Genomic DNA, 22,733 nt, shown 5'->3' on the forward strand with positions numbered 1-22,733 from the left:
CAGATGGTGGGACGCGAACGTCGACGGCACAGCACCCTCGCCCGGGTCGGCGACCTGGTGCTGACAGTGCTCGCCGTCGGTGGGACGGCCTGCGTCGTCCTCGTCCCGCTGGCGTTCTTCTTCGACATCTCGCTCATCCTGTTCAAGACCGGGTCGATGGGCCCGACCATCCCCGCTGGGTCAATGGCCGTGGTGCGGGAGATCCCCGCGTCCGAGGTCCACGTGGGAGACGTCGTCACCGTCGACCGCACGCCGCTGCCACCGATCACCCACCGGGTCGTCGACATCGCCAACGGTGGCGGGCCCACTCGCCTGCTCACCCTGCGGGGGGACGCGAACGAGACCAACGACGCCGCACCGCACGCGGTGAGCCACGTACGGCTCGTGGAGTGGTCGGTGCCCAGGCTCGGGTACGCGGTGCGCGCCGTGTCGAACGTGTACGCCACGAGTCTGATCACGATCGGGGCCGCCGCGATCGTCACCTGGGCGTTCTGGCCGCGCGGGGGTGAGCCGGGGATCCGGCGACACCGCGCGTGGCGCCGCCGGCGACCAGACTCGGCGGTGCCGGACGAGGCGGGGGCAGCGCCGGAGGCCGGCACCCGGCCGAGCGGTACGGGAGCGCACGGCGACTCGACGGTGGGGCGCCTGTTGGTGGTGCTGGCGGTGCTGCCGGGCGTCGCCGCCGCGGTACTGGCGACGCCGGGCCAGGCCCGCGCGGACACCACCGAGGAGGTCATTCGGAGCAGGTACCTCACTCTGGTCTCGATCGGCGACAACGATCGCATGACGAACCTGGCGCCGGACCAGCCCGTGCCCTGGCAGGTGGGCGTCTCGGCACACGCGAAGCAGCCCGGCGAGGTGACGATCTCGCTGTCGGCGCTGGGCCCCCTCACCGTCCGGCCCGACGGACTCCAGGTGATGGTCGCCGTCTGCGCCATCCGCTGGGTGAGGGGTGCCTGCCCCACCGGCCAGGGTGAGCAGGTCCTCGCCGACGGTCCCGCCACCAGACTGGCCGCACACCCGGTCACCATCAGCTCGATGCGCGCCGACCAGCAGCGTTGGGTGCTCGTCACAGCGAGCCTGCTCGCCAACTCGGTGGCCTCGGGGTCGGCGGACCTGATCGTCACGGCGACCGGGTTCGGCGACAGCGCATCGGCGGGCGGCACGGTCGGCCCGCTTCCGCGCACCGGGACCAACCTGTGGACACCGGTGCTGGCCGGTGGTGGTGCGCTCTTCACCGGCCTGCTGCTCATGCGCGCCGCGCGCCGGCACCGGACCACTGTCGGGCGGCCGTGAGACGCGTACATATCCCGCGTGGGCAGCGAGCCGGCCACGTCCGGCGGCGCTGGCTCGCGGCTGCCGCGGCCCTGCTGCTCGCCGGCACCGCCGTCGTGCTCCCACCGCCGCAGTCGACGCTGGCCGCCTGGACCGACACCGAGTACGGCCGCGGCTCGCTCCAGGCCGGCACCGTCAACCCACCGACAAACCTGCAGTGCACAGCGGGCCTGCTCACCCCGCCGACCTTCACCTGGACCCTGCCGGTCGGCGGCCTGACCCGCACCGGCTTCACCTGGTCGCTGTCGGGCGGCTTCACCGGCGGCGGAACTCTCGGTGCCAGCGCCACCTCGGTCACCATTCCCGGTGGGCTGCTGAGCATCGGAAGCGGCACCTTCCGCCTGGTCGCCAACGGCCCCGGCGGCTGGACGTCGACCCAGGTCACCGGCACGGTCAGCATGCTGACGGCGGTGCTCTACTCGTGCAGCGTGCCGTAGACCGGGTAGCCCCACTCGGCCAGCGGCTTCTCCAGCACCCGTTCGATAGCGGCCAGCTGCGCCGGGCTGAGTTCGTCCCGGTACGCCTCCGCCCGGCCCACCGTGAAGTCGTACCGGGAGAAGCCCTTCTCGAAGGCTGTCGACCAGCTCAGGCCGAGGAAGTCGAGCATCCGGCCGACCTGCTCGCGCGGCTGCTCGACCAGGTCCTCGTAGCGCACGTCCAGCCACTGGTCGCCGGGGTGACGCAGCCGGGCCTGAGCGAAGGCGTCCATCAGCATCTTCCAGCCCAGCGCGGCGAGCACCTGGAAGGAGCGACCGGACTCGGCCCACTCCTCGCGCAGGTCGGACGGGAGCGGGCCGTAGAGCCAGTTGTCCGGCCCGCGCCAGCCGTCCCACCAGCCCATCTGGAGCCACGAGTTGGCCACCGCCCGGCCGTCGCGCACCACGTTGACCACCCGCAGCTCCGGGTACGCGGCGTGCAGCAGGCCGGTCCGCGGCCACCCGGTGACGTGCTGCACCAACTGCTGACAGCCCTGCCGGGCGATCCGCTCGTCGAAGAAGGCCCGCAACCGCCGTGCCACGAACGGGGTCAGGTCCTCGGCGACCAGGTCCCGACACGGTCGGGAGAAGCCGGCCAGCACCTGCCGGTCGAGCAGGTGGTACGCCTCCGACGGCGCCACCCGGAGCCGGCCCCGCTCCAGCAACCGTCGACTGTGCCGCAGCGAGGTCATCCCCGACGGGCGCGGCGCCGAACGCCGGTAGAGCGTGCCGTTGAACCTGCCCTTCGGGTTGAGCCGGGCCAGTTTGTCGTCCAGACCGGAGACGAAGCCGACAGCGGGATGCCGGGAGAGCAACTCCTGGACCAGTGTCGAACCGCAACGACCGGTGCCCACCACCAGTGAGAGCATCGTTCAGCCTTCCTGCCGGGTGGCGGGTGACGGGGAGACGGCCGGGTCCGCGGCGAGGCGGGCGGCGGGAAAGGTGGCCGCCGGGCGGCGCAACGGGTAGCCGAACCGGGTCAACGCCACGGCGGTCAGCCCGGTCACCACGGCGTACGCGCGGGTGGGCAGCCCGGTCAGCCACTCGGAGTCGGCGACCACGTCGACCAGCCCGGTGCGATGCCGCGACGGATTGCCGGCCACCGAGTGGGTGGGTGCGAGTCGTACCGTGGCCGGTGTCGGAAACGGAAGCTCGTCGGGGGTCACGCCGACGAAGCCGGCGATCCGGGCGGTGACGCCGGCCGGGTCGGCCACGAAGTCCTCGTACCGCACCCGTAGGTAGCGGCCCGGCGCACGACGGCGGTCGCCCCACAGTCGTACGGTCGCGGTGTTCCAGACCAGCCAGAGCAGCGCGGCCTTGCCGACCGGTGGCCGGCTCATCAGCTGGTCGTCGGCGCGTCCGTCCAGCGGGCGTCGGCGACGCCAGGAGTACGCGGTGGCGCGCGGGTCGCGAACCACGTGCAGGACGTACAGGTCGATGCCGGGCAGGCTGCCGAGCAGGGCCCCGTACGGCGGCAGTTTGGAGGAGTCGACGATGACGCCGTCCGACCGGCCGTCCAGGGCGTGCTCGGCGATCGAGGCGTAGAGCCGGGCCAGCTGCGTGTCGTCGGGGTGGCCCGCTACCGGCGGCTGCCCCCGCCGCTGGCGGCGCAGCAGTGCGGGCAGCCCGCGCAGCCGCAGCCGCTGGGCCAACCGGGCGGCGATGCCGGCCGGGTCGGCGTCGGTCAGGTCGGCGCGCACCCGGGACCAGAGCGGGCAGTCGCCCACCGGGGAACCGCAGCCGCACTGCCGGTTCTCCAGGATGCCGCGCCGCCACAGGTATCGCAGCTCGCCCGCCGCGAAGAAGCCCGGCAACTGTCCCAGGACCGTGGTGACCAGTGTGCTGCCACTGCGACCACTGCCGGCGAGGTAGAGCACCCGTACCGGGCTCACCGGGCCGCTCCCCCACCGGCGCTGGCCCGGCCGACCCGCCGCCGCGACGGCAACGCCTCGGCGGCCTCCGCGTACAGCCCACGGATCCGGTCCAGGTGCCGGTCCGGGGCGAACTGGGCGGCGATCTTCGCCCGGCCGGCCCGGCCCATCCGGTACGCCCGGTCCGGGTCGGCCAGGAGGTCGTTGAGCGCGTCGCCGAGGGCCGTCGGCGCGTCGGCGGCGACGACGTGTCCATCCACCTCCGGTTCGACCAGCTCGGGAAGCCCGCCCAGGTCGGTGGCGACCACCGGCACCCCGCAGGCGAACGCCTCCAGCACCGCCATCGGTTGGTTCTCGTGCCACCGGGACGGAACGGCGACCACCGCCGCCGACCGGATCAGCTCGTGGAGGTGCGGCTTGTCGAGACGGCCGTGGAACCGGACCCGGCCGGGCACCCGCCGCTCGGCGAGCGCCTCCAACTCCGGGCGGGCGGGGCCGTCTCCGGCGATGTCCACGCCGACCCCGGCCGGCAGCGCGGCGGCCGCCTCGATCAGCACGTCGACGCCCTTCTCCGGCGCCAGCCGACCGGCGAAGACGACACCGCCGCCGGGATTCTGCTTGGCCGCGACGCCGGTCAGGTCGACGAAGTGGTTGACCACCCGCAACCGGTCCGGGTAGACGCCCGCGCGGCGCATCACGTCGGCCAGGAACCCACTCGGGCTGACGAAGAGCTGCACCGGGTCGTACGCGTCTAACTGCCTGTGCAACCAGGACTCGACGGCGAGCAGGCCGCTGCGCGACAGCGATCCGTCCTTGCAGCGGCGGCGGGCCGCCTGCAACGGGCCACCGGTGACGCACGCCTGGCAGGGGCGGCCCCGGTCCAGCAGTTGGTAGCTCGGGCAGGCGAGCTTGTAGTCGTGCATTGTCAGCACGCACGGCACACCGGCGGCGCGGGCCGCGGCGAGCACCGACGGGGAGAGCTGGTGGTAGATGTTGTGCAGGTGCAGCACGTCCGGCCGAAAGTCGTCGATCACCCGGGCCAGCCCGCGGCGGCTCGTCGGTGACCACAGCATCCGGCCGACGGCCACCGCGCGGGGCCGCACCCCGCTCGGCGCCGGCTCCAACTCCACTTCGGACGGGAACCGCGCGGCGTACGGCAGGGGCGACTGGTTTTCCGGGTGGCTCATGCCGAAGTAGGCGACAGTGTCGCCGGCAACCCGTTGCAGGTCGGCGAGATCGAGCAGATACCCCTCCGCGCCGCCACGGCGGTAGAGGAACTTGTTCACATGCAGCACGCGCATCGACTCGCCCTGCTCACGTCGATCGGGCGAACCGGGCCCGGAGGTGATGACCGGGGTCTGCCCGCCCCGGCCAGGGCCCACGGTATGCAGGGCGGGTCGGCGAGTCCAGCTCACGTTTGGCATGTGGCTGAACGGGTGATCTTCGTCTGCCCGTGCGGTCCGCGGCCTGGCCTCCCGCCATGATCTCCCGATAGCCTGGCTGCCGCCGGTCGCACCCGCTCTGGTGCGGGGCCGGGCCGGTGTCCGACGAGGAGGACCGTGGCAGCCGACGACGAGGTCTCCGCGCTCGCGTACACCGCGCGGCGGGTCCGGCGGCATCTGCGCTGGGCGCGTACCGAGGGGATCGGACGGCTGATCGAGGAGGACCGCCTCAACCCGATCGACCGGATCGGCACCGCCCTGGCGAAGCGACGCTGGCGACGGCGGGCCGGCCGGGCAGCCGGCTCGGCGATGCCGGTCTACCTGGTCGGTCTGCAACGCTCCGGCACGAACATGCTGGTCCGGGGCCTGGACGCCGCCGGAGAAGTCGAGGTCCGCAACGAGAACGACAGCACCGTCTTCCACCGCTTCCAACTGCGCCCGGACCCGGTGCTGACCGCCACCCTCCACCGCAGCCGGCACGCGTACGTCCTGGTCAAGCCGCTCTGCGAGAGCCACCGCGTGGACGAGCTGCTGGCCCTGCCGGGGCTGACGCCCGGGCGCGCGCTCTGGGTCTACCGCGACGTCGACGACCGGGCCCGCTCCGAGGTCGCCAAGTTCGGTGACGCCAACCTGCGGGCCCTGCGCGCGATCGCCGACGGCACCATCGGCCGCCGGTGGCAGGGGCAACGCCTCGACGCCGACACCATCGAGCTGATCCGGGCCCACGACCCGCAGGGGTTGGATCCGCACAGCGGCGCGGCGCTGTTCTGGTACGTCCGCAACTCGCTGTTCTTCCAGCTCGGCCTGGACCGGCGGGCCGATGTGCTGCTCTGCCGCTACGACAGCCTGGTCGCGGAGCCCGCCGCGCAGCTCCGACGGCTCTGCGCCTTCCTCGACTTTCCCTACCATCCCCGGCTGCACGCGCACATCGCCCCACGCGCGTCGCACGGCGCGGCGGGCCACCGACGGCTACCGATCGACACCGGCGTCCGGGCCCGCTGCGACGAGCTGACCGACCGGCTCGACCGCGCTGCGGCCGACGCCCGATCCGAGACGACGAAGGCGGTCGACAGTGGCTGAGACCGGAACCCGTACCGCGCCGATCTTCCTGGTCGGCTGCCAGCGGTCGGGCACCACGATGGTGCGCCTCGTCCTGGACTCGCACTCGCGGATCAGCTGCGGCCCGGAGACCCGGTTCCTGCCTGACCTGCGACGGATCGTGGGGAGGGACTGGGAACGACTGGCCCGCTTCGGTTTTCCGCGCGAAGACTGGCTGCGCCGGATCCGGGACTTCTTCGGCGGTGTGCACGCCGACTACGCCGCCGCACGGGGCAAGACCCGGTGGGCCGACAAGACTCCGCTGTACGCCATGTCGCTCGACTTCGTCACCGAGGTCTTCCCGGACGCCCAGATCGTGCACCTCATCCGGGACGGACGCGACGTGGTGGTCTCGCACCGCAAACGGTTCGGCTACTGGTCCGCTGTGAAGTGCGTGGTGAAGTGGCCGCGCTACATCCGCGCCGCGCGGGCCGTCGGCGCCACCCTGCCGGCGGACCGCTACTACGAGCTGCGGTACGAGCAGGCGGTCGGCGAGCCGGAGAAGGCGATGCGCTGCCTCTTCGAGTTCCTCGGCGAGCCCTGGGAGGACGGCATCCTCGACTACGACAGCAAGCAGCACGACGTGGCCCAGAAGTACACCACCGAGGCGGAGCGACGACGCGCGGCGGTGGGCGACACCGCCCCGATCTACGGTTCCCGGGTGGGCAGCTACCGCCGAGAACTCGACCCGTTCCTCCGCCTGCTGGTCTGGGTCTTCTCCGGTCCGACCCTGCGCGCGCTGGGCTACCGGTGACCCGCCCGGGCCGGCTGCGCGCGGTCGCCACCGCCGCCGCCGTCACGCTAGTGCTCACCGCCGGCTGCACCGCCGGCGGCGACGATCCGCCGCCGGCCGCCACCCCCTCCACGACGGCGGCGCCCGGAACCACCAGCACCGTGGGCGGGGTGAGCAACCCGTTCGGCGCGCACTGGGACTGGTCGCGGTACCAGCAGTTCGAGCCGTACCTGCGCCGGCTCGCCGGTTCGGCGACGTACGAGGAGATCTCCTGGTGCGAGATCGAACGGACCGCGGGGCAGGCCGACTGGGCGGGGCTGGACGAGATCGCCTCGCGCAGCCGCGAGCTGGGCATCACACTGCACCTGAAGATCCGCACCGGCGTGTGCTGGGCTACCGGTGGCACCGCCCGCTACACCCGGGGCGCGGCGAACAAGACCGAGTCGGCGATGCCCACCGACCTCGGCGCGTACCAGCGGTTCGTCCGCTCGGTGGTGCAGCGCTACGGCCCGTACGGGGTGCGGGAGTACGCCATCGAGAACGAGGTCAACGCGCCGAGCTACTGGGCCGGCAGCCCCGAGGAGTACGGGCGGCTGGTCCGAGCCGCCGCCGAGACGATCCACGCGACCGACCCGAAAGCCCGGGTGGTCGACTCCGGCATCAGCAGCGTCGCGTACGGCATGGGTATCGCCGACCGGCTGGTGCGCGCCGGTCGGATGCCCGAGGCCATCGCCGCCTACCAGGCGTACTTCCAACGTCGGGTCGGCACCCGGGGGCAGCAGATCCCGGCGGTGAGCGGGGAGGCGCAGCTACGCCGGGCGCTCGGCACCGAGACCAACAGCCGCAGTCTGCGCTTCCTGGCGGTGACCGAGTCGCTGCTGACCGACCGCACCGTCGACGTCCGTCAGGTGCATTTCTACGAGCACTTCAGCGGGGTGGCCCCGCTGCTGGACTACCTGCGCGCCACCACACCGCCGGGTACGCCGATCCAGGCGTGGGAGGTCGGGCAGTTCTGGCGCGACGGCGACGGTGACCCGGCCAGCCGGGCGGCGGAGATGGTCAAGACGGTCACCCTGCTGGTCGCCGGCGGGATCGGCGAGGTCAGTTGGCTGCCGTTGGCGTACAACCCGAACAACGCGGCCGGCAGCGAGGTCCGCTACGGGCTGCTCGACCCGGACGGCGCCGAACGCGAGGCCGGCCGGATGCTGGCCGCCCTGGCCGACGCGGCCCGGGGCGCCACAGTCACCCCGCTGCCCGCCCCGGTGGCCGGCAGGCTGCACGGGGTGGCGTTCGTCCGGGGCGGGTCGAGCACGCTGGTGCTCTGGTCGGCGTCGAACGCGCCGGTGACAGTGCCGGCGGCACCGGGCGGACGAACCGGGGCGGTGGGTTCCCCGCTGGGCGCGGCCGGCGGCGGCACCACAGTGACCGACGTCCCCGTCCTGCTCTGCGCCGACCAGCCGGTGGACCGCATCCTCGCCACCGTCCGCTAACGGGTCGGCCAGGTTTCGGGCCAGTCGAGCAGGGTGGTCAGGCGGGCGTTGTGCGGCGCGAAGTACGCGCCGAGACGCTCGCGCAGAGCCGGGGTCAGCTGCGAGGGGCCGTTGTCGACGCGACGGGTGTGCCGGGTGAACGCCTCCGGGGTGAAGGCCGCCAGGCCGAGGAAGCGCAGCATGTCGCCGTACGTGCCGGCCGGGTCGGTGTGCAGGTCCTCGGTGCGAGCCACGTGGATCCGCTCCCGCGGGACCTGCGCGAACCACCGGTCCAACTGCTCGGCGTAACGGCCCCGGGCCGCGTACGAGTAGTTTCGCAACGCCCGGTGCGCGGCGGCGCTGTCCGGGCCGCCCCGCGTCGCCCGGGCCAGCCGCTCCTCCTCCGCGTCAAGCGCGTCGGCGAAGGACAGCGGCTCGACGCCGTACGAACGGGTGTGCAGGTAGTGCGAGTAGGCCCGCTGCACCGGATCGCGCAGCAGGACGACGAAGCGGGCCTGCGGCAGGGCCGCCGCGACCCGGGCCGGCACGCTCGGGTGGAACAGGTAGTACGGGCTCGCCTCGAAGGTGCGCTCACCAGGGGCGAGGCGCGGGAAGTGCCCCCGGTACCACCGCACCCCCCGACCGTGGTGGACGCTGAAGTACTGCAACTCCTTGCCGCTGGCCACCCTGACCTGGGGATGCGCGGCGAGGTGGTGGTACAGCGACGTGGTGCCGCAACGTTGCCCACCGATCACCAGGAAGTCGGGCAGCGGACCGGGCTCTCCCGGCCGGGCCGCGCGTCCCCAGGCCCTCGCCCCGCGTACCCCCCGACGCAGCCGGTCGGTGACCTGACGCCGCGCGACGCCGGTCACGAGCGGACCACGGGGCGGCCGGCGCCCACATCGGCACCGTCGGCGGGGTCGACCGGGGCGCGTCGACCACCTCGGCGGGTCACCGAGCGCAACACCATGACGTCCTCCCGACTGAGCCCGAGGGCGAGCACCACGGCGAGGTACGCCGCCACGATCGCGGCCAGACCGACGACGAGCTGCCCGCTCCCGCCCCCGACCAACCACCGCACACCGAACCCGACGCCCATCGCGACCAGCGCGGCGACCAGGCCCTTGACCATGCCCGCCGTCACCGGCACGGTGTGCACCTGCGCGCGCACCTGCCAGACCCGGGCGACGTTCACCGCCGCCAACGACACCGCCCAGGCCACCGCCGCGCCGAGAATGCCGTACGCCGGGATGAGCCAGAGGTTGAGCAGGACGTTGAGCAGCAGGGCCGCGAGGTTGTCCACCATGTTGACCGAGACCCGGCCGGACATGTTCAGCAGCGTCCCGCAGGGCCCGGTCGCGGCGTTCACGAGTTGGCCGAGCGCCAGCACCACAGTCACCGCCGCGCCGCCGGCCAGACCCGGCCCGCCGACCACGCGCAGCAACTGCTCCGGGAAGACCAGCAACGCCACGAAGGCCGGCAGCGACAGCCGGAGCACCCAACCGGTGGCGACCCGGTAGATCCGGCGTACCTCGTCCAGTCGACCCTGGTGGTAGAGGTGCGCCAGGTGCGGACCGAACGAGGCGTTCACCGGCGCCAGCACGAACACCGCGATCGTGACCAGCCGGGTCGCCACGTGGTAGACGCCGATCGCGTCGGGACCGTAGTCGAAGAAGCCGAGCAGCAACGCGTCCACCCAGATCAGCCCGGTGGACGACAGCGAGGAGACCCAACTGACAGTGGAGAACCGGAACAGCTCGCCCGGCCGGTACGCGGGCCGGGCCGCGGGCACCCGGCGCACCATCCGGGCGAGCGCCACGAGGGCGAGCCCGGCCGCACTCCAGCTCGCCGCCACCAGCGCCCAGAACGCGCCGGTCAGGCCCGCCCCGAGGGCGAGCGCCAGCGCGGTGAGCACCAGCCGGGCGGCCGGCTCGTAGACCTGGCCGATGAGCGCGTAGGCCCGTTGAGTGCGCCACCCCCGGGTGGCCGCGAGCGCGGCCTCGCAGACGGTGGCGGCGGGCAGGCAGAGCGCCGCCAACCGCAGGCCGGTGGTGAGCTGCGGGTCGTGCAGGGCGTCGGCGAGCCACGGCGCGCCGACCGCCAGACCGACGGCTATCACTGTGGACGCCACTGCCGAGATGCCGAGCCCCAGCCGGACCGCGCCCCGGAGGGCGGCCGGCTCGTCGTCGGCGAGGTGCACCGCCACGAAGCGGGTCAGCCCGGCCCGGAAACCGGAGAGCGAGAGCAGCCCCAGCAGCGACAGCACGGCGTAGACCTGGGCGTACCGGCCGAGTTCGCGTACACCCAGGACCCGGGCCAGCAGCAGCATGACCAGGAAGAGCGCCACCTGGCTGAGCACGGCGCTGCCCAGGTTCAGCACACCACCGCGGGCCATGCCGCGTACCTGCTGGTCGCCGGCCTCCGGCACGGCCGGCGACCGGCCGGTCACCTCGCGCACCCGGCGGCCCGTTCTTCGACGGTCACGGCCGTGCCGCGGTCACGGTCTCCGCCGGCGCCGAGGGGGCCGCGGTGGTCGCCGCCGCCGGTCGGGCGGCGGCACGACCCCGGGAGAACAGTTCGAGTACGCCCACCAGCAGCACCCCGAGCAGCAGACCCGCGCCGCCCACCGGCAGGGCGGTGCGCACCAGCTCCGTCATCCGGCTCACCTCGTGCGCCTCGCCGATGCTTGTCACCTGCTTCGGGTCGGCGGCCTGGGCCTGCGCCCGCGCCGCCTGCAACCCCTCCCGCGCCTGGGACAGGGCGTTCGTCGCCGCGTCCCGCTGGGCGAGCAGGGCCTGGTAGTCGGGGAGCTTCGGCCCCAACTGGTCGAGCTTCCTCTGGGCGGAGGTGATCGCGGCGTTCGCCGCGTCCACACCGCGGCTGTTACCGACCGCCTGCATGGAGAGCTGCTGCTGGCGCAGGCTGGTCAGCTCGCCCAGCGTCGCCTGGTAGATCCGGTCCGGCTGGGAGACCTTGTTGGTCTTCTCCCACTCGCCGATCGCCCTGGTCGCCGCTGTGACGTCGGCGTTGGCCGCCTCGACCTCACCGGTGGCGATACCGACCTGGGAGGAGAAGAGGAAGGCCAGCGCCCGGGTGGTGGTCGCGGTCAGCACCGGTGCGACAGTCGCCCGGTCACCGGCGGTGTACGTCACCTCCAACTGGCTGCTCGCGCCGACCTGGGTGACGGCGAGCCCGTCGCGCAGCCGCTCCGGCGCCACCCCGGTGTCAGCGGCCACGTCGGCGAGGACGCGAGGCGAGGTGACCGCCGCGCCGAACGCCGCGACGAACTGGTTCGCCGCCTGCGTACCGGTGTACTGCGTTCCGGCCGCACCGCCCACCAGCGCCGGCGCCGCCACGTACGCGGTCCCGCTGAACTGCTGTGGCGCGAACAGGACGATGGCGGCCGCGGCGCCGGTGGCGAGCACCGGCACCCCCACGAGTACCCAGAGGCGCCGCCGGGCGACCCGCAGGTAGTCGACGATCTCCACTTTTTCCCCAATGCTGTCGTTCAGTCAAACCGGGACGGACGTGCCTCGTGGCTGATCGCCGGTCAGGTTCGGAGCCGGTTGGCGGGCGATCACGCTGGCCGCCGCGGCGAACGCGACGAAGTACCAGAGGGTGACCACGTTGGAAATGACGTTGGAGGCGGCGCTGACCGCCACGAACGCGGCGGCGCAGCCGGTGAACCCGACCGCGACGCCGCGCTCGAAGCTGCCCGGAGGCGCGCGCCGCAGCGCGGTCCGGGCGGTGTGCAGAAAGGCGAACAGCATCAGCAGGTACGCCCCGAGACCGAGCAGCCCGGTCTCCACGTACGCCCGCAGGAAGTCGTTGTGCGGCTTCTTCGCCTCGTCGGTCTCGCGCTGGGTCATGTTCGGCCCGATGCCTGTCACCGGGTTCCGGTCGGCGAGCGTGACGATCTCGGTCCAGTAGCCGATCCGCCAGGCCAGGGTGTTTCCGGTCGGGTCTCCGCCGACAGCGCGGGACGTACCGAGTTGGGCGAAGCGTTCGCCGACGGCGGGCACCAGTGCCACCCCGGCGACCGCCACCACGCAGAGGGTGACCAGCATCCGCTTGCTGCGATGCAGCGCCGCGACCACCACCAGGCCGATCGCCGCGCCGAGCAGGGCGCTGCGGGTGTTGGTGAGCAGCAGGAACAGCAGCGAGAGCGCGAGCAGCACCGCGAGGGACACCCGCAGTCGACGGCTCAGGAAGCGGTACACGGCGAACCCGAAGATCACCATGAACATCAGGTAGCGGCCGAACGTGGTCGACTGGCTGAACGTGCCGCTGATCCGGGTGAAGTCGCCCTTCACCTCGGCCGGCGGGTTGCCGAGCAGCGACAGCACGAGTGTGTAGCCCAGCGCCAGCACCAGCGAGGCGTAGCAGGCGAGCAGGACCCGACGGATCGCCGCGGTGTCCGGCATGAGCTGTTCCAGCACCACGAACATCACCACCACGGTGAGGATCCGCAGCGCCTCCAACAGGCTGTTCGCCGGCCGGCTGGCACCGAGGGCGCTGACCACGCTGCTGGCGCCGACGAGCAGCATGGCCCAGCTCAGCGGGGAGCCGCGCAGCCGCCCGTGCCGGCTGAGCTGTGCGGCCAGCCAGAGCCCGGCGGCGAGGAGGAACAGCACCGCGAGCAGTGTGGAGGGGTCCACCGCCCGGGCCGTCCCGGCGGAGTCGGCCTGGCCGGCGCTCGGGCCGGTCAGCTTGAACAGGTCGACGCAGGAGCGCACCGCGAGCATCAGCAGCACGTACCCGGCGAACCGGGTCAGCGCGAGGACGGCCACCGCGATCCCCGCGACCGCCGCGAGCGGCAGCACCATCCCCCTGCGGTCACCGGCCGCCATGGAGACACCCGCGACCACCGCCACGACCGCGGCGGCCAGCGCCGCTCCGCCGGTGAGCAGGCGGGTCGGGTCGAGCCGCCTGGTCATGAGCGGAGTGACCTGCTGCGTCTGTTGTTCCACTGATCCCACTGAACTGAATCGGCGCTGCCCGGCCGCTGCCGGGCGCGGCCCACCGATGTCCTCCCGGCACAAGATCGGTTCAATCTAGTCCTGTCATCCCGACGGCAGAAGGGGCCGTTGCACCGACTGATCCGTCCCCCGGGGGGCTGATCCGACACTCCCCCGGCCAACGCCGTCCGGTCAGTCGGCGGCCCCCGTGGGTCGCGCCCTGGCCCGTCGGCCCGGCTCCGGAGCCAGCCGGAGATAGAGCTGTTCCAACTCGCGGGCGGCGGTGTCCCAGCTGTACTTGCTGGTGATCCGCTCGCCCAGCGCCACGGCGGCGGCCCGTTCAACCGGCAGATCGGCGAGCAGCGACGTCAACACCCGGACCAGGTCGTCCTCGTCGCCGTCGCGGAACAACCGCCCGCCGGCGGTGTCGGACGTGAGCACCTCGACGTGCGGCGCGATGTCGCTGGCGACCACCGGCAGCCCGTACGCGGCCGCCTCCAGCAACGTCAACGGCAGTCCCTCCAACCGCGACGGTTGAACGAAGCCGGCTGCGCCGGCGTACAGCTCGGCGAGCAGGTCACCGTAGGCGAACCCGGTGAAGACGATCCGGTCGTCCGCCCCGGCTTCCCGGCGCAGCCGGTCCACGAACTCGTCGGTGAACGACGACCCACCGACGATCGCCAGGCGCATCGGTGTCTCGGTCCGGCGGAAGGCCCGGATCAGCAGGTCGGCCGCCTTCTCCGGCACCAGCCGACCGACCAGCAGCAGGTAGCCGCCGGGGGTCAGCCCGAACCGGTCCTGGATCTGACGGGTCCGCGCCGGTCGGGCCGGGTTCACGCCGTTCGGGATGTAGGTCGTCGGGCGGCCGAACCGGGCGCCGTAGTGGGCGGCGAGCCCCTGGGAGACCGCCACCCGCTGGTGCGGGACGTACCCGCTGAACCAGTGGGCGCTGCCCAGCACCGCCCGCGCGGCGAGCCCCCACTTGCCCCGCTGGTTGTCCAACCCGTGCACTGTCAGCACCACGCGTGCCCGGGACAGGGCACGCGGAAGTGGGGCGACCAGGGCCGGCCCGAGCCCGTGGTAGTGCACGATGTCGGGCCGCGCGGCCATCGCCGCCATGGTCGAGGTCGCCGCGTGCACTATGGCGTCGAGGTGCTTGCTCGCGATCGTGTGGGTCTGGCGCAGCCGTACGCCTCGGTAGCCGTCGGCGGGTGTCTCGCCGTAGCTCCGGCGGCAGTAGACGGTGACCTCGTGGCCGTAGCTGGCGAGGCGGCTGGCCATCTCCTCCACGTGCCGTTCGATCCCGCCGTAGGTCGCCGGCATCCCCTTCTGGCCGATCATCGCGATCCGCAGCGGACGCCAGGCGACGGCGGTGTCGGCGACGCCCGCTCGGGACCGCGGGGCGGGGACCACCCGTTGCCGGGGTATCGCAGGGCTTCCGGCGTGCTGGTCCACGGCCTCGGCCTGCAGGTCGGGATGGGCCACGTTGACTCCCTGCGTGACTAGGTCCGCGCCCGCCGCCCGGGCAGGGTCAACACCTTGCCATGGATGGGCCCGTCCGCCAGCTGATCAATGAGACAGGAAAATCATCCATGGGATTCGTCGCGAAGGGAATGGCACCGGGGGTGACATCGAGGTGGACGGCGCCGGTGCCGCGTTGAACGGCGCGCAAAGGGCGACGAGCCCCGGCCGATCACGTGCGGATCGGCCGGGGCTCGTCGGTGGTACCTGTCAGGCGAGATCGAACCGGTCGAGCTCCATGACCTTGGTCCAGGCGGCCACGAAGTCGGCCACGAACTTGTCGCGGGCGTCCTGGCTGGCGTAGACCTCGGCGAGGGCACGCAGCTGCGAGTTGGACCCGAAGATGAGGTCGACCGCGGTGGCGGTCCACTTCACCTCATCGGTGGCCAGGTCGCGGATCTCGTACACGTGCTCGTCGGACTTCGACGCGCTCCATCGGGTGCCCGGGGAGAGCAGGTTGGCGAAGAAGTCGTTGGTGAGCACGCCCGGCCGGTCGGTGAGCACACCGTGCTGGCTGCCGCCGACGTTGGCGCCGAGGGAGCGCAGACCGCCGATGAGGACGGTCATCTCGGGCGCGGTCAGGTTGAGCATGTAGGCACGGTCGACGAGCAGTACCTCGGGCTGGGTCTTCTCGCCGGCGCGCAGGTAGTTGCGGAAACCGTCGGCGCGCGGCTCGAGGACCCGGAAGGAATCGGTGTCGGTCTGCTCCTGGGTCGCGTCGGTGCGGCCCGGCCGGAACGGCACCGTCACCTCGACGCCGGCGTCCCGCGCCGCCTTCTCCACGGCAGCCGAACCGGCCAGCACGATCAGGTCGGCCAGCGAGATGGTCGCCCCGCCGGCGGAGTTGAACTCCTGCTGGATGCCCTCAAGGGTGGTCAGCACGGTGGCCAGCTGCTCCGGCTGGTTGACCTCCCAGCTGCGCTGCGGCTCGAGGCGAATGCGCGCCCCGTTGGCGCCACCGCGCTTGTCGGTGTGCCGGAAGCTCGCGGCAGAGGCCCAGGCGGTGGAGACCAGCTGGTCGATCGTGAGACCGGCCTGGAGGACCTTCGACTTGAGCGCGGTGATGTCGGCGTCGCCCACCAGCTCGTGGTCGACGGCCGGCACCGGGTCCTGCCAGAGCTGCGGCTCGGCCACCCACGGGCCGAGGAAGCGCTCGATCGGGCCCATGTCGCGGTGCAGCAGCTTGTACCACGCCTTGGCGAAGGCCAGCGCGAACTGGTCGGGGTTCTCCAGGAAGCGGCGGGAGATCTTCTCGTACGCCGGGTCGACGCGCAGCGACAGGTCGGTCGTGAGCATCGTCGGGCGGTGCTTCTTCGCCGGGTCGAAGGGATCCGGGATGATCGCCTCGGCGTCCTTGGCGACCCACTGCTTCGCGCCGCCGGGGCTGGTGGTGAGCTCCCACTCGTAGCCGAAGAGGATCTCGAAGAAGCGGTTGCTCCACTGCGTCGGCACGTCGGTCCACGTCACCTCGAGACCACTGGTGATCGTGTCGGCGCCCTTGCCGCTGCCGTGGGTGCTCAGCCAACCCAGGCCCTGCGCCTCCAGCGGAGCGCCCTCGGGCTCCGGGCCCACGTGGTTGTCGGCGACGCCGGCACCGTGGGTCTTACCGAAGGTGTGACCACCGGCGATGAGGGCGACGGTCTCCTCGTCGTTCATCGCCATCCGGCCGAAGGTCTCGCGGATGAAGTGCGCCGCCGCGGCCGGGTCCGCGTTACCGCGCGGGCCCTCCGGGTTGACGTAGATGAGCCCCATCTCGGTCGAGCCGACGCCGGCCGCCATCTCCTTCTCGGAGGCGTAGCGCTCGTCGCCCAGCCAGGTGTCCTCCGGACCCCAGAAGATCTCCTCGGGCTCCCAGACGTCCTCGCGACCGAAGCCGAAGCCGAAGGTCTTGAAGCCCATCGACTCCAGGGCGACGTTGCCGGCGAGCACGAGCAGGTCGGCCCAGGAGATCTGCTGGCCGTACTTCTGCTTGACCGGCCAGAGCAGCCGGCGGGCCTTGTCCAGGTTGGCGTTGTCCGGCCAGCTGTTGAGCGGCGCGAACCGCTGCCCACCGTCGCCGGCGCCGCCGCGGCCGTCCTCGATGCGGTACGTGCCGGCGGCGTGCCAGCTCATCCGGATCATCAGGCCGCCGTAGTGGCCGAAGTCGGCCGGCCACCAGTCCTGCGAGGTGGTGAGCACCTCGACGATGTCGCGCTTGAGGGCCTCGACGTCGAGCTTCGCGAACTCCTTGGCGTAGCTGAAGTCCTCGCCCAGCGGGTTGCCCTTGGACGAGTGGGCGTGCAGCACCGACAGGTCGAGCTGGTTGGGCCACCAGTCCCGGTTGGTGCGCGGACGGCCGCCGGTCTTCGGGGTCGGCGAGTCGATCGCCGGGTTCTCACTCTCGCTGCCGTGCGCGGTCACCGAGTCGTGCGCGACCGGGCAGCCAGCCGCTGCCTTCTGGTCCACGCCCTGCGCACTGACGGGGCCGTTGTCCTGGGTGTCGCTCATGTACTTCCTTCCGAGCTTGCGGATCTCTGGGGCGTGCGTTCGGTCGCGCAGTCGGGGCAGGTGCCCCAGTAGACGACCTCCGCCTCGTCGACCGTGAAACCGTGGTCGCCGGAGGCGGTGAGACAGGGGGCGTGACCGACGGCGCAGTCGACGTCGGCGATGGCGCCGCAGGAGCGGCACACGACATGGTGGTGGTTGTCCGCGATCCGGGACTCGTAGCGGGCGGTCGCACCGGCCGGCTGGATGCGCCGCACCAGGCCGGCGTCGGTGAGCACGCGCAGCACGTCGTACACCGCCTGGTGGGAGACGGTGGGTTGATCCGCGCGGACCAGCGCGATCACCGCGTCGGTGCCGACGTGCGGGTGGTCGCGCAGCGCCGCGAGCACCGCCAACCGGGGCCGGGTCACGCGCAACGAGACGGCCCGCAGCTGCGCCTCGAAGTCGGACATCACGGGTACGAACACTAGCTCACTATTTTGGAACGAATCAAGTTTTGCGCCCCCGGAGGTACCCCAACGGCGGACGATTCACCCGAGGTTAACCTGCGGGAGGAAAAAAATCGGACAGCGATGTCGAGAAGTGCCGACCAGCTTCGTCCCCGGAGTGAACGTGACCACCATGGGTCGCAGCCAGCACCAAGGAGCAACACGATGGCCAAGTACCTGCTGCTCAAGCACTACCGGGGCGCCCCGGCCGCGGTGAACGACGTGCCGATGGACCAGTGGACGCCGGCGGAGATCTCGGCCCACATGCAGTACATGCGCGACTTCGCGACCCGACTCGAGGGCACCGGCGAGTTCGTCGACGCCCAGGCACTCGCCCCGGAGGGGACGTTCGTCCGGTACGACGGCGAGGGCCGCCCGCCGGTCACCGACGGCCCGTTCGCCGAGACCAAGGATCTCATCGCCGGCTGGATGGTGATCGACGTCGACAGCCACGACCGGGCCGTCGAGCTGGCCGGGGAACTGTCGGCCGCTCCCGGGGCGGGCGGGAAGCCGATCCACGAGTGGCTGGAGCTGCGCCCGTTCCTGAGCGAGCCTCCCACCATCACGGAGTGACGGCTCCGATGGACGAGACGCTGCTGCGCAGCCTCACGCCGAGCGTCCTCGGGATCCTCGTCCGCCGCGGAATCGACTTCGCGGCGGCCGAGGACGCCGTGCAGGACGCCCTGGTCGAGGCGGTCCGGGTCTGGCCGGCCGACCCGCCGCGCGACCCCAAGGGCTGGCTGACCACCGTGGCGTGGCGACGGTTCCTCGACGCGGCCCGGGCCGACACCGCTCGCCGTCGGCGCGAGGATCTCGTCGAGGAGGAGCCGGCGCCAGGGCCCGTTCCCCCTGTGGACGACACGCTCCAGCTCTACTTCCTGTGCGCCCACCCGTCGCTGACGTCGTCGTCCGCTGTCGCGCTCACGCTGCGCGCCGTCGGCGGGCTGACCACCCGGCAGATCGCCCACGCCTACCTGGTGCCCGAGGCGACAATGGCGCAGCGCATCAGCCGGGCCAAGCGCACCGTCTCCGGGCTGCGGTTCGACCGGCCCGGTGACGTCGCCACAGTGCTGCGCGTCCTCTACCTGGTCTTCAACGAGGGCTATTCCGGCGACGTGGACCTCGCCGCCGAGGCCATCCGGCTCACCCGGCAGCTCGCGGCCACTATCGACCACCCCGAGGTGGCGGGGCTGCTCGCCCTCATGCTGTTGCACCACGCCCGGCGCGCCGCCCGGACCGCGCCCGACGGGAGCCTGGTGCCGCTCGCCGAGCAGGACCGCAGCCGCTGGGACACCCGGTCGATCGCCGAGGGCGTCGAGATTCTGCAGGCGGCCCTGGCCCGCGACCAACTGGGTGAGTTCCAGGCCCAGGCCGCCATCGCGGCGCTGCACGCGGACGCGCCGACCGCCGCGGAGACCGACTGGGTGCAGATCGTGGAGTGGTACGACGAACTCGCGCGTCTGACCGGGAACCCGGTCGTCCGACTGAACCGCGCGGTGGCGGTCGGTGAGGCCGACGGCCCCCGGGCCGGCCTGGCGGCGCTCGCGGCGGTGGACGACGCGCTGCCCCGCTACACGGCGGTGGCGGCGTACCTGCACGAGCGCGACGGCGATCTGGCAACGGCGGCGCGGCTGTACGCCGAGGCCGCCCAGCAGGCCCCCAACCTCGCCGAACGCGACCATCTGACCCGCCAGGCCGCCCGGCTCAACGCCCTGCGGCGTCGCTGACCGCCCGGGCAACGGGACCGTCTGCCCGTGCCGCTGGCCACAGCCGGGGCATCCGGTCCGGAAAGTCTCCGGAACTTTCGGCAGCCCCAACCCCGGCTGACGGTCGGCCGTCGCGACGCCGCAGTGACCGCCTCGGACTCTGATCGACTACTGACCTGGATGGATGCCGCTCCGGTGATGACAGCGATGTTGCCACGCTGTTTCCGGAATTTGTTGACAAGTCGACGGCCGGGTTAATACGGTCGCCATCGACGGCGCTCGATTGTCGTCAGCACCAGCCACCACGACCCACTTCTCCGATCGTCGTGCAGGACGACCGGCCCCCACCACCACCGAGCGGTACGACGCCGTGGCCGTTGACCCGACCACCGGCAGCCTGCCGAGGCGTACCGCGCCGCTGGCCCCCGCCAGCCGTCAGAGGAGGCAACAGTTCCATGACCGACACCAGCCACACCAAACCGAGAGGCCGCGGCCGCATGCGGTTGCTCCTGGGCGCCGCATGCGCCGCCGTCATGGCCGTCGCCGGCACGATGACGGCCACCAACGCGTACGCCGAGGCCGACCGGACCCTCACGTCGAACCTCACCGGCACGCACAACGGGTACTACTTCTCGTTCTGGAAGGACAGCGGCAACGCCAGCATGACGCTGCGCGCCGACGGCCGATACACCAGCAGTTGGGACAGGAGCACCAACAACTGGGTCGGTGGCAAGGGTTGGGCCACCGGCAACCGACGGACTGTCACCTACTCGGGCAGCTACAACCCGGGCAACAACAACACCTACCTCGCCCTGTACGGATGGACGCGCAGCCCGCTCATCGAGTACTACGTGGTGGAGAACTTCGGCAGCTACAACCCGAGCAGCGGCGCCACCCGGATGGGCACTGTCACCACTGACGGCGGCACCTACGACATCCTCCGCAGCCAGCGGGTCAACGCCCCGTCGATCGACGGCAACCAGACGTTCTACCAGTTCTGGAGCGTCCGCCAGCAGAAGCGCTCGAGTGGCACCATCACCACCGCCAATCACTTCGACGCCTGGGCCCGGGCCGGCCTGAACCTCGGCACCAACCACAGCTACCAGGTCATGGCCACCGAGGGTTACCAGAGCAGCGGAAGCTCCGACATCACCGTCCGGGAGGGCAGCGGCGGCGGCGGCAACCCGACCACCCCGCCCCCCACCGGCAACCCGGGGACCGGCAACTGCAACGCGACGATCTCCGCCGGCCAGCAGTGGGGTGACCGGTTCAACCTCAATGTCGCGGTCAGCGGCACCAACAACTGGGTCGTCAGCCTCGGCCTCGGTGGCGGTCAGAGCGTTCAGAGCAGCTGGAACGCCGCCGTCAACGGCAGCAGTGGCACCGTCACCGCGACGCCGAACGGCAACGGCAACAACTTCGGCCTAACGATCATGGCCAACGGCAACTGGAACTGGCCGACGATCACCTGCCGCACCAGTTGACAGTGATCAGTTCCTGACACATCGCACCGCTGGCGTGGCGGCCTCGGTCGCCACGCCAGTCTGCGTTGTGCAGGCAACCCCCGTCCGCCTCGGCGTCCATGACGGCCTCGGGTCGGCCGGTACGGCACGGTCCAGCCGCGAGACAGTGGTCTTCGCCGCCGTCCCCTACACCTGCGGCATCGCGTTCTCTCCTCCGGCCGCCGATTCCTCCGCCGCCGATTCCTCCGCGGACGGTTCCGAGGTTGGGTCCGCCGCTGGGTTCTCCGTCGTCTCCGAGGTCGGCGGCGCTGTCGTTCCGCCCGTCGGGGCTTCCGTCGGAGCTTCCGTCGCCTCCGCAGGAGCGCTCTCGGACGCGGTGGGACCAGGCGCATCCGTCGTGCTCCCACCGGACGGCGTCGACGGAGCCGGCGTCCCCTCGCCCCGGCTGGGCGTCGGGGTCGGGGAGCCGGGCGCACGGACCGGCATGCCCCCAGGACCGCGGGTGGCCGGTTCGCCGCCGCCGACGCCGGGGCCCGGTTCCCGCTGAGTCGGCACCGTTGGCGACACCGCCGGCGGCACCACGGGAGGCGTCGACGGTCGCCCGGTCGGGCCGGGCATGATCCCGACGGGATCGGCGAGCACCAGGACGGCAGCCGCGGCGGCCAATGATCCGAGAAGCACCGCGAGCGCTCTGGGCCCGGGAGTGACGGCCCGGCCCACCGTGCCGCCGAGGGCCGGCCGCCGGGCGGCCGTGACCTCGGTCCGCGCCCCGACCTCGGTAGCCCCGGTCGCGGTGGACAGCAGGTAATCAGACGGGTCCGCGAGTGTCTGCGCCGCGCTGGCCATGTCCGCTGCCGTCGAAAAGCGGTGGGCGGGCTCCTTGGCCATCGCGGTGGCGACCACACGCCGGACCTCGGCCGGAACGTCCTCGGGCAGCGGCGACGGTTCCTCTTCCAGATGCCGCAGCGCCACCGCGACGGCGTTCTCGCCCTGGTGCGGCGGCTGACCGGCAAGGCAGTGGTAGACGACAGCCCCCAGCGCGTAGATGTCGATCGCCGGTGTGATCTCGTTCTTCGCGACCTGCTCGGGTGCCATGTACAGGGCGGTGCCGACGATCTGGTTCGCTCCGGTCAGGCTCGCCGCTTCCTGCGTCACCGCAACACCGAAATCGACGAGTACGACGTGTCCGTCCGGCTCGATGATCAGATTGCTGGGTTTGACGTCACGATGGATGACACCGGCGTCGTGCGCGGCCTGCAACGCACGGGCGGTCTGCGCGGCGATGGACATCGTCTCGGCCACGTCCAGTCGGCCGACCTCGGCGATCCGCTCCGACAGGGGCTGCCCCTGCACGCACTCCATCACGATGTAGGCGAGGACCAGCGCTCCGGATTGGGACACCTCGCCGTAGTCGTAGACCTGGGCGACACCTGGGTGACGCAGGGCCGCCATGGCCCGCGCCTCGCGCCGGAACCGCTCGCCGAAGCCGTCGTCGGTAACCAAGCGTGGTTGCAGCATCTTGACCGCCACGCAGCGGTCGAGTGTTTCGTCGACAGCCCGCCACACGTCACCCATTCCGCCACTGGCGATGCTTTCGACCAGGCGGTAACGGTCTCCGACGACTTGCCCCACATTCGGCATAGCTTTCGGTACCCCGGACTCCTCGATTTCAAGCACGTCGAGGCTGGG

19 protein-coding genes are annotated in these 22,733 nt (G+C 72.0%); 8 read left to right on the forward strand and 11 right to left on the reverse strand.

Annotation, left to right across the window (positions count from 1 at the left end):
- The first annotated feature begins 3 nt into the window (after nt 1-3).
- Together OG598_RS14295 and OG598_RS14300 are read left to right on the forward strand one after the other, a co-directional pair.
- Nucleotides 4-1,296 (forward strand): signal peptidase I, encoded by a 1,293-nt coding sequence (locus OG598_RS14295; RefSeq protein ID WP_328654894.1) that lies wholly within the window; start codon nt 4-6, stop codon nt 1,294-1,296.
- On the forward strand, nt 1,293-1,772 hold the full coding sequence (locus OG598_RS14300; protein WP_328654895.1) for a hypothetical protein: 480 nt from the start codon (nt 1,293-1,295) through the stop codon (nt 1,770-1,772). The genes OG598_RS14295 and OG598_RS14300 overlap by 4 nt, the downstream gene beginning before the upstream one ends.
- Here OG598_RS14300 and OG598_RS14305 read toward each other — a convergent pair.
- From OG598_RS14305 to OG598_RS14315, 3 genes are read right to left on the reverse strand one after another with little or no spacing between them, the layout of a single operon-like run.
- Nucleotides 1,751-2,680, reverse strand: coding sequence for a sulfotransferase family protein (locus tag OG598_RS14305; RefSeq protein ID WP_328654896.1), 930 nt, complete (start codon nt 2,678-2,680; stop codon nt 1,751-1,753). The two genes, OG598_RS14300 and OG598_RS14305, sit on opposite strands and share 22 nt — an antisense overlap.
- Nucleotides 2,681-2,683: 3 nt before the next feature.
- Nucleotides 2,684-3,703, reverse strand: a complete 1,020-nt coding sequence (locus OG598_RS14310) for a sulfotransferase (RefSeq protein WP_328654897.1) — start codon at nt 3,701-3,703, stop codon at nt 2,684-2,686.
- Nucleotides 3,700-4,983, reverse strand: coding sequence for a glycosyltransferase (locus tag OG598_RS14315; RefSeq protein WP_328654898.1), 1,284 nt, complete (start codon nt 4,981-4,983; stop codon nt 3,700-3,702). Before OG598_RS14315 ends, OG598_RS14310 begins: the two co-directional genes overlap by 4 nt.
- Nucleotides 4,984-5,241: 258 nt before the next feature.
- Between OG598_RS14315 and OG598_RS14320 the strand changes: the two genes are divergently transcribed.
- Genes OG598_RS14320 through OG598_RS14330 form a run of 3 tightly spaced genes read left to right on the forward strand, consistent with a single transcriptional unit; the run spans nt 5,242 to nt 8,445 of the window.
- Nucleotides 5,242-6,204: a hypothetical protein gene (locus tag OG598_RS14320; protein ID WP_328654899.1), complete on the forward strand. Its 963-nt coding sequence runs from the start codon at nt 5,242-5,244 to the stop codon at nt 6,202-6,204.
- Nucleotides 6,197-6,976 carry a sulfotransferase family protein gene (locus tag OG598_RS14325; protein WP_328654900.1) on the forward strand — a complete coding sequence of 260 codons (780 nt, stop codon included), beginning with the start codon at nt 6,197-6,199 and terminating at the stop codon, nt 6,974-6,976. The genes OG598_RS14320 and OG598_RS14325 overlap by 8 nt, the downstream gene beginning before the upstream one ends.
- Complete coding sequence (locus OG598_RS14330; protein WP_328654901.1) at nt 6,973-8,445, forward strand: hypothetical protein; 1,473 nt, start codon at nt 6,973-6,975, stop codon at nt 8,443-8,445. The genes OG598_RS14325 and OG598_RS14330 overlap by 4 nt, the downstream gene beginning before the upstream one ends.
- On the opposite strand, the gene OG598_RS14335 is transcribed toward OG598_RS14330, so the two are convergent.
- The 7 genes from OG598_RS14335 to OG598_RS14365 form a co-directional block, all read right to left on the reverse strand.
- The gene (locus tag OG598_RS14335) at nt 8,442-9,296 is read right to left on the reverse strand and encodes a sulfotransferase family protein (RefSeq protein ID WP_328654902.1); all 855 of its coding nucleotides are present in this window, start codon (nt 9,294-9,296) and stop codon (nt 8,442-8,444) included. The two genes, OG598_RS14330 and OG598_RS14335, sit on opposite strands and share 4 nt — an antisense overlap.
- Nucleotides 9,293-10,882: an oligosaccharide flippase family protein gene (locus OG598_RS14340; RefSeq protein WP_328654903.1), complete on the reverse strand. Its 1,590-nt coding sequence runs from the start codon at nt 10,880-10,882 to the stop codon at nt 9,293-9,295. The genes OG598_RS14335 and OG598_RS14340 overlap by 4 nt, the downstream gene beginning before the upstream one ends.
- Before the next feature lie 22 nt (nt 10,883-10,904).
- Entirely contained in the window at nt 10,905-11,912 is a 1,008-nt protein-coding gene (locus OG598_RS14345; RefSeq protein ID WP_328654904.1) for a Wzz/FepE/Etk N-terminal domain-containing protein, read from the reverse strand.
- Nucleotides 11,913-11,936: 24 nt separating this feature from the next.
- Nucleotides 11,937-13,394: an O-antigen ligase family protein gene (locus OG598_RS14350; protein ID WP_328654905.1), complete on the reverse strand. Its 1,458-nt coding sequence runs from the start codon at nt 13,392-13,394 to the stop codon at nt 11,937-11,939.
- A 180-nt stretch (nt 13,395-13,574) separates the two neighbouring features.
- Nucleotides 13,575-14,867 carry a glycosyltransferase family 4 protein gene (locus OG598_RS14355; RefSeq protein WP_328654906.1) on the reverse strand — a complete coding sequence of 431 codons (1,293 nt, stop codon included), beginning with the start codon at nt 14,865-14,867 and terminating at the stop codon, nt 13,575-13,577.
- Between the two features lie 246 nt (nt 14,868-15,113).
- Nucleotides 15,114-17,390, reverse strand: a complete 2,277-nt coding sequence (katG, locus tag OG598_RS14360) for a catalase/peroxidase HPI (protein WP_328654907.1) — start codon at nt 17,388-17,390, stop codon at nt 15,114-15,116.
- Nucleotides 17,387-17,842: a Fur family transcriptional regulator gene (locus OG598_RS14365; protein ID WP_328655333.1), complete on the reverse strand. Its 456-nt coding sequence runs from the start codon at nt 17,840-17,842 to the stop codon at nt 17,387-17,389. Before OG598_RS14365 ends, katG begins: the two co-directional genes overlap by 4 nt.
- Before the next feature lie 198 nt (nt 17,843-18,040).
- Here OG598_RS14365 and OG598_RS14370 point away from each other — a divergent pair, with 198 nt between their 5' ends.
- From OG598_RS14370 to OG598_RS14380, 3 genes are all read left to right on the forward strand, one after another.
- The gene (locus OG598_RS14370) at nt 18,041-18,448 is read left to right on the forward strand and encodes a YciI family protein (RefSeq protein ID WP_328654908.1); all 408 of its coding nucleotides are present in this window, start codon (nt 18,041-18,043) and stop codon (nt 18,446-18,448) included.
- An 8-nt stretch (nt 18,449-18,456) separates the two neighbouring features.
- Entirely contained in the window at nt 18,457-19,602 is a 1,146-nt protein-coding gene (locus OG598_RS14375; RefSeq protein WP_328655334.1) for an RNA polymerase sigma factor, read from the forward strand.
- 434 nt (nt 19,603-20,036) lie between these two features.
- A complete protein-coding gene (locus tag OG598_RS14380; protein ID WP_328654909.1) occupies nt 20,037-21,065 on the forward strand; it encodes a glycoside hydrolase family 11 protein in 1,029 nt (342 codons plus the stop codon).
- Nucleotides 21,066-21,230: 165 nt separating this feature from the next.
- On the opposite strand, the gene OG598_RS14385 is transcribed toward OG598_RS14380, so the two are convergent.
- The gene (locus OG598_RS14385) at nt 21,231-22,685 is read right to left on the reverse strand and encodes a serine/threonine protein kinase (protein ID WP_328654910.1); all 1,455 of its coding nucleotides are present in this window, start codon (nt 22,683-22,685) and stop codon (nt 21,231-21,233) included.
- Nucleotides 22,686-22,733: the final 48 nt, after the last annotated feature.

The organism is Micromonospora sp. NBC_00330 (assembly GCF_036136635.1).
Taxonomy (GTDB): domain Bacteria; phylum Actinomycetota; class Actinomycetes; order Mycobacteriales; family Micromonosporaceae; genus Micromonospora; species Micromonospora salmantinae.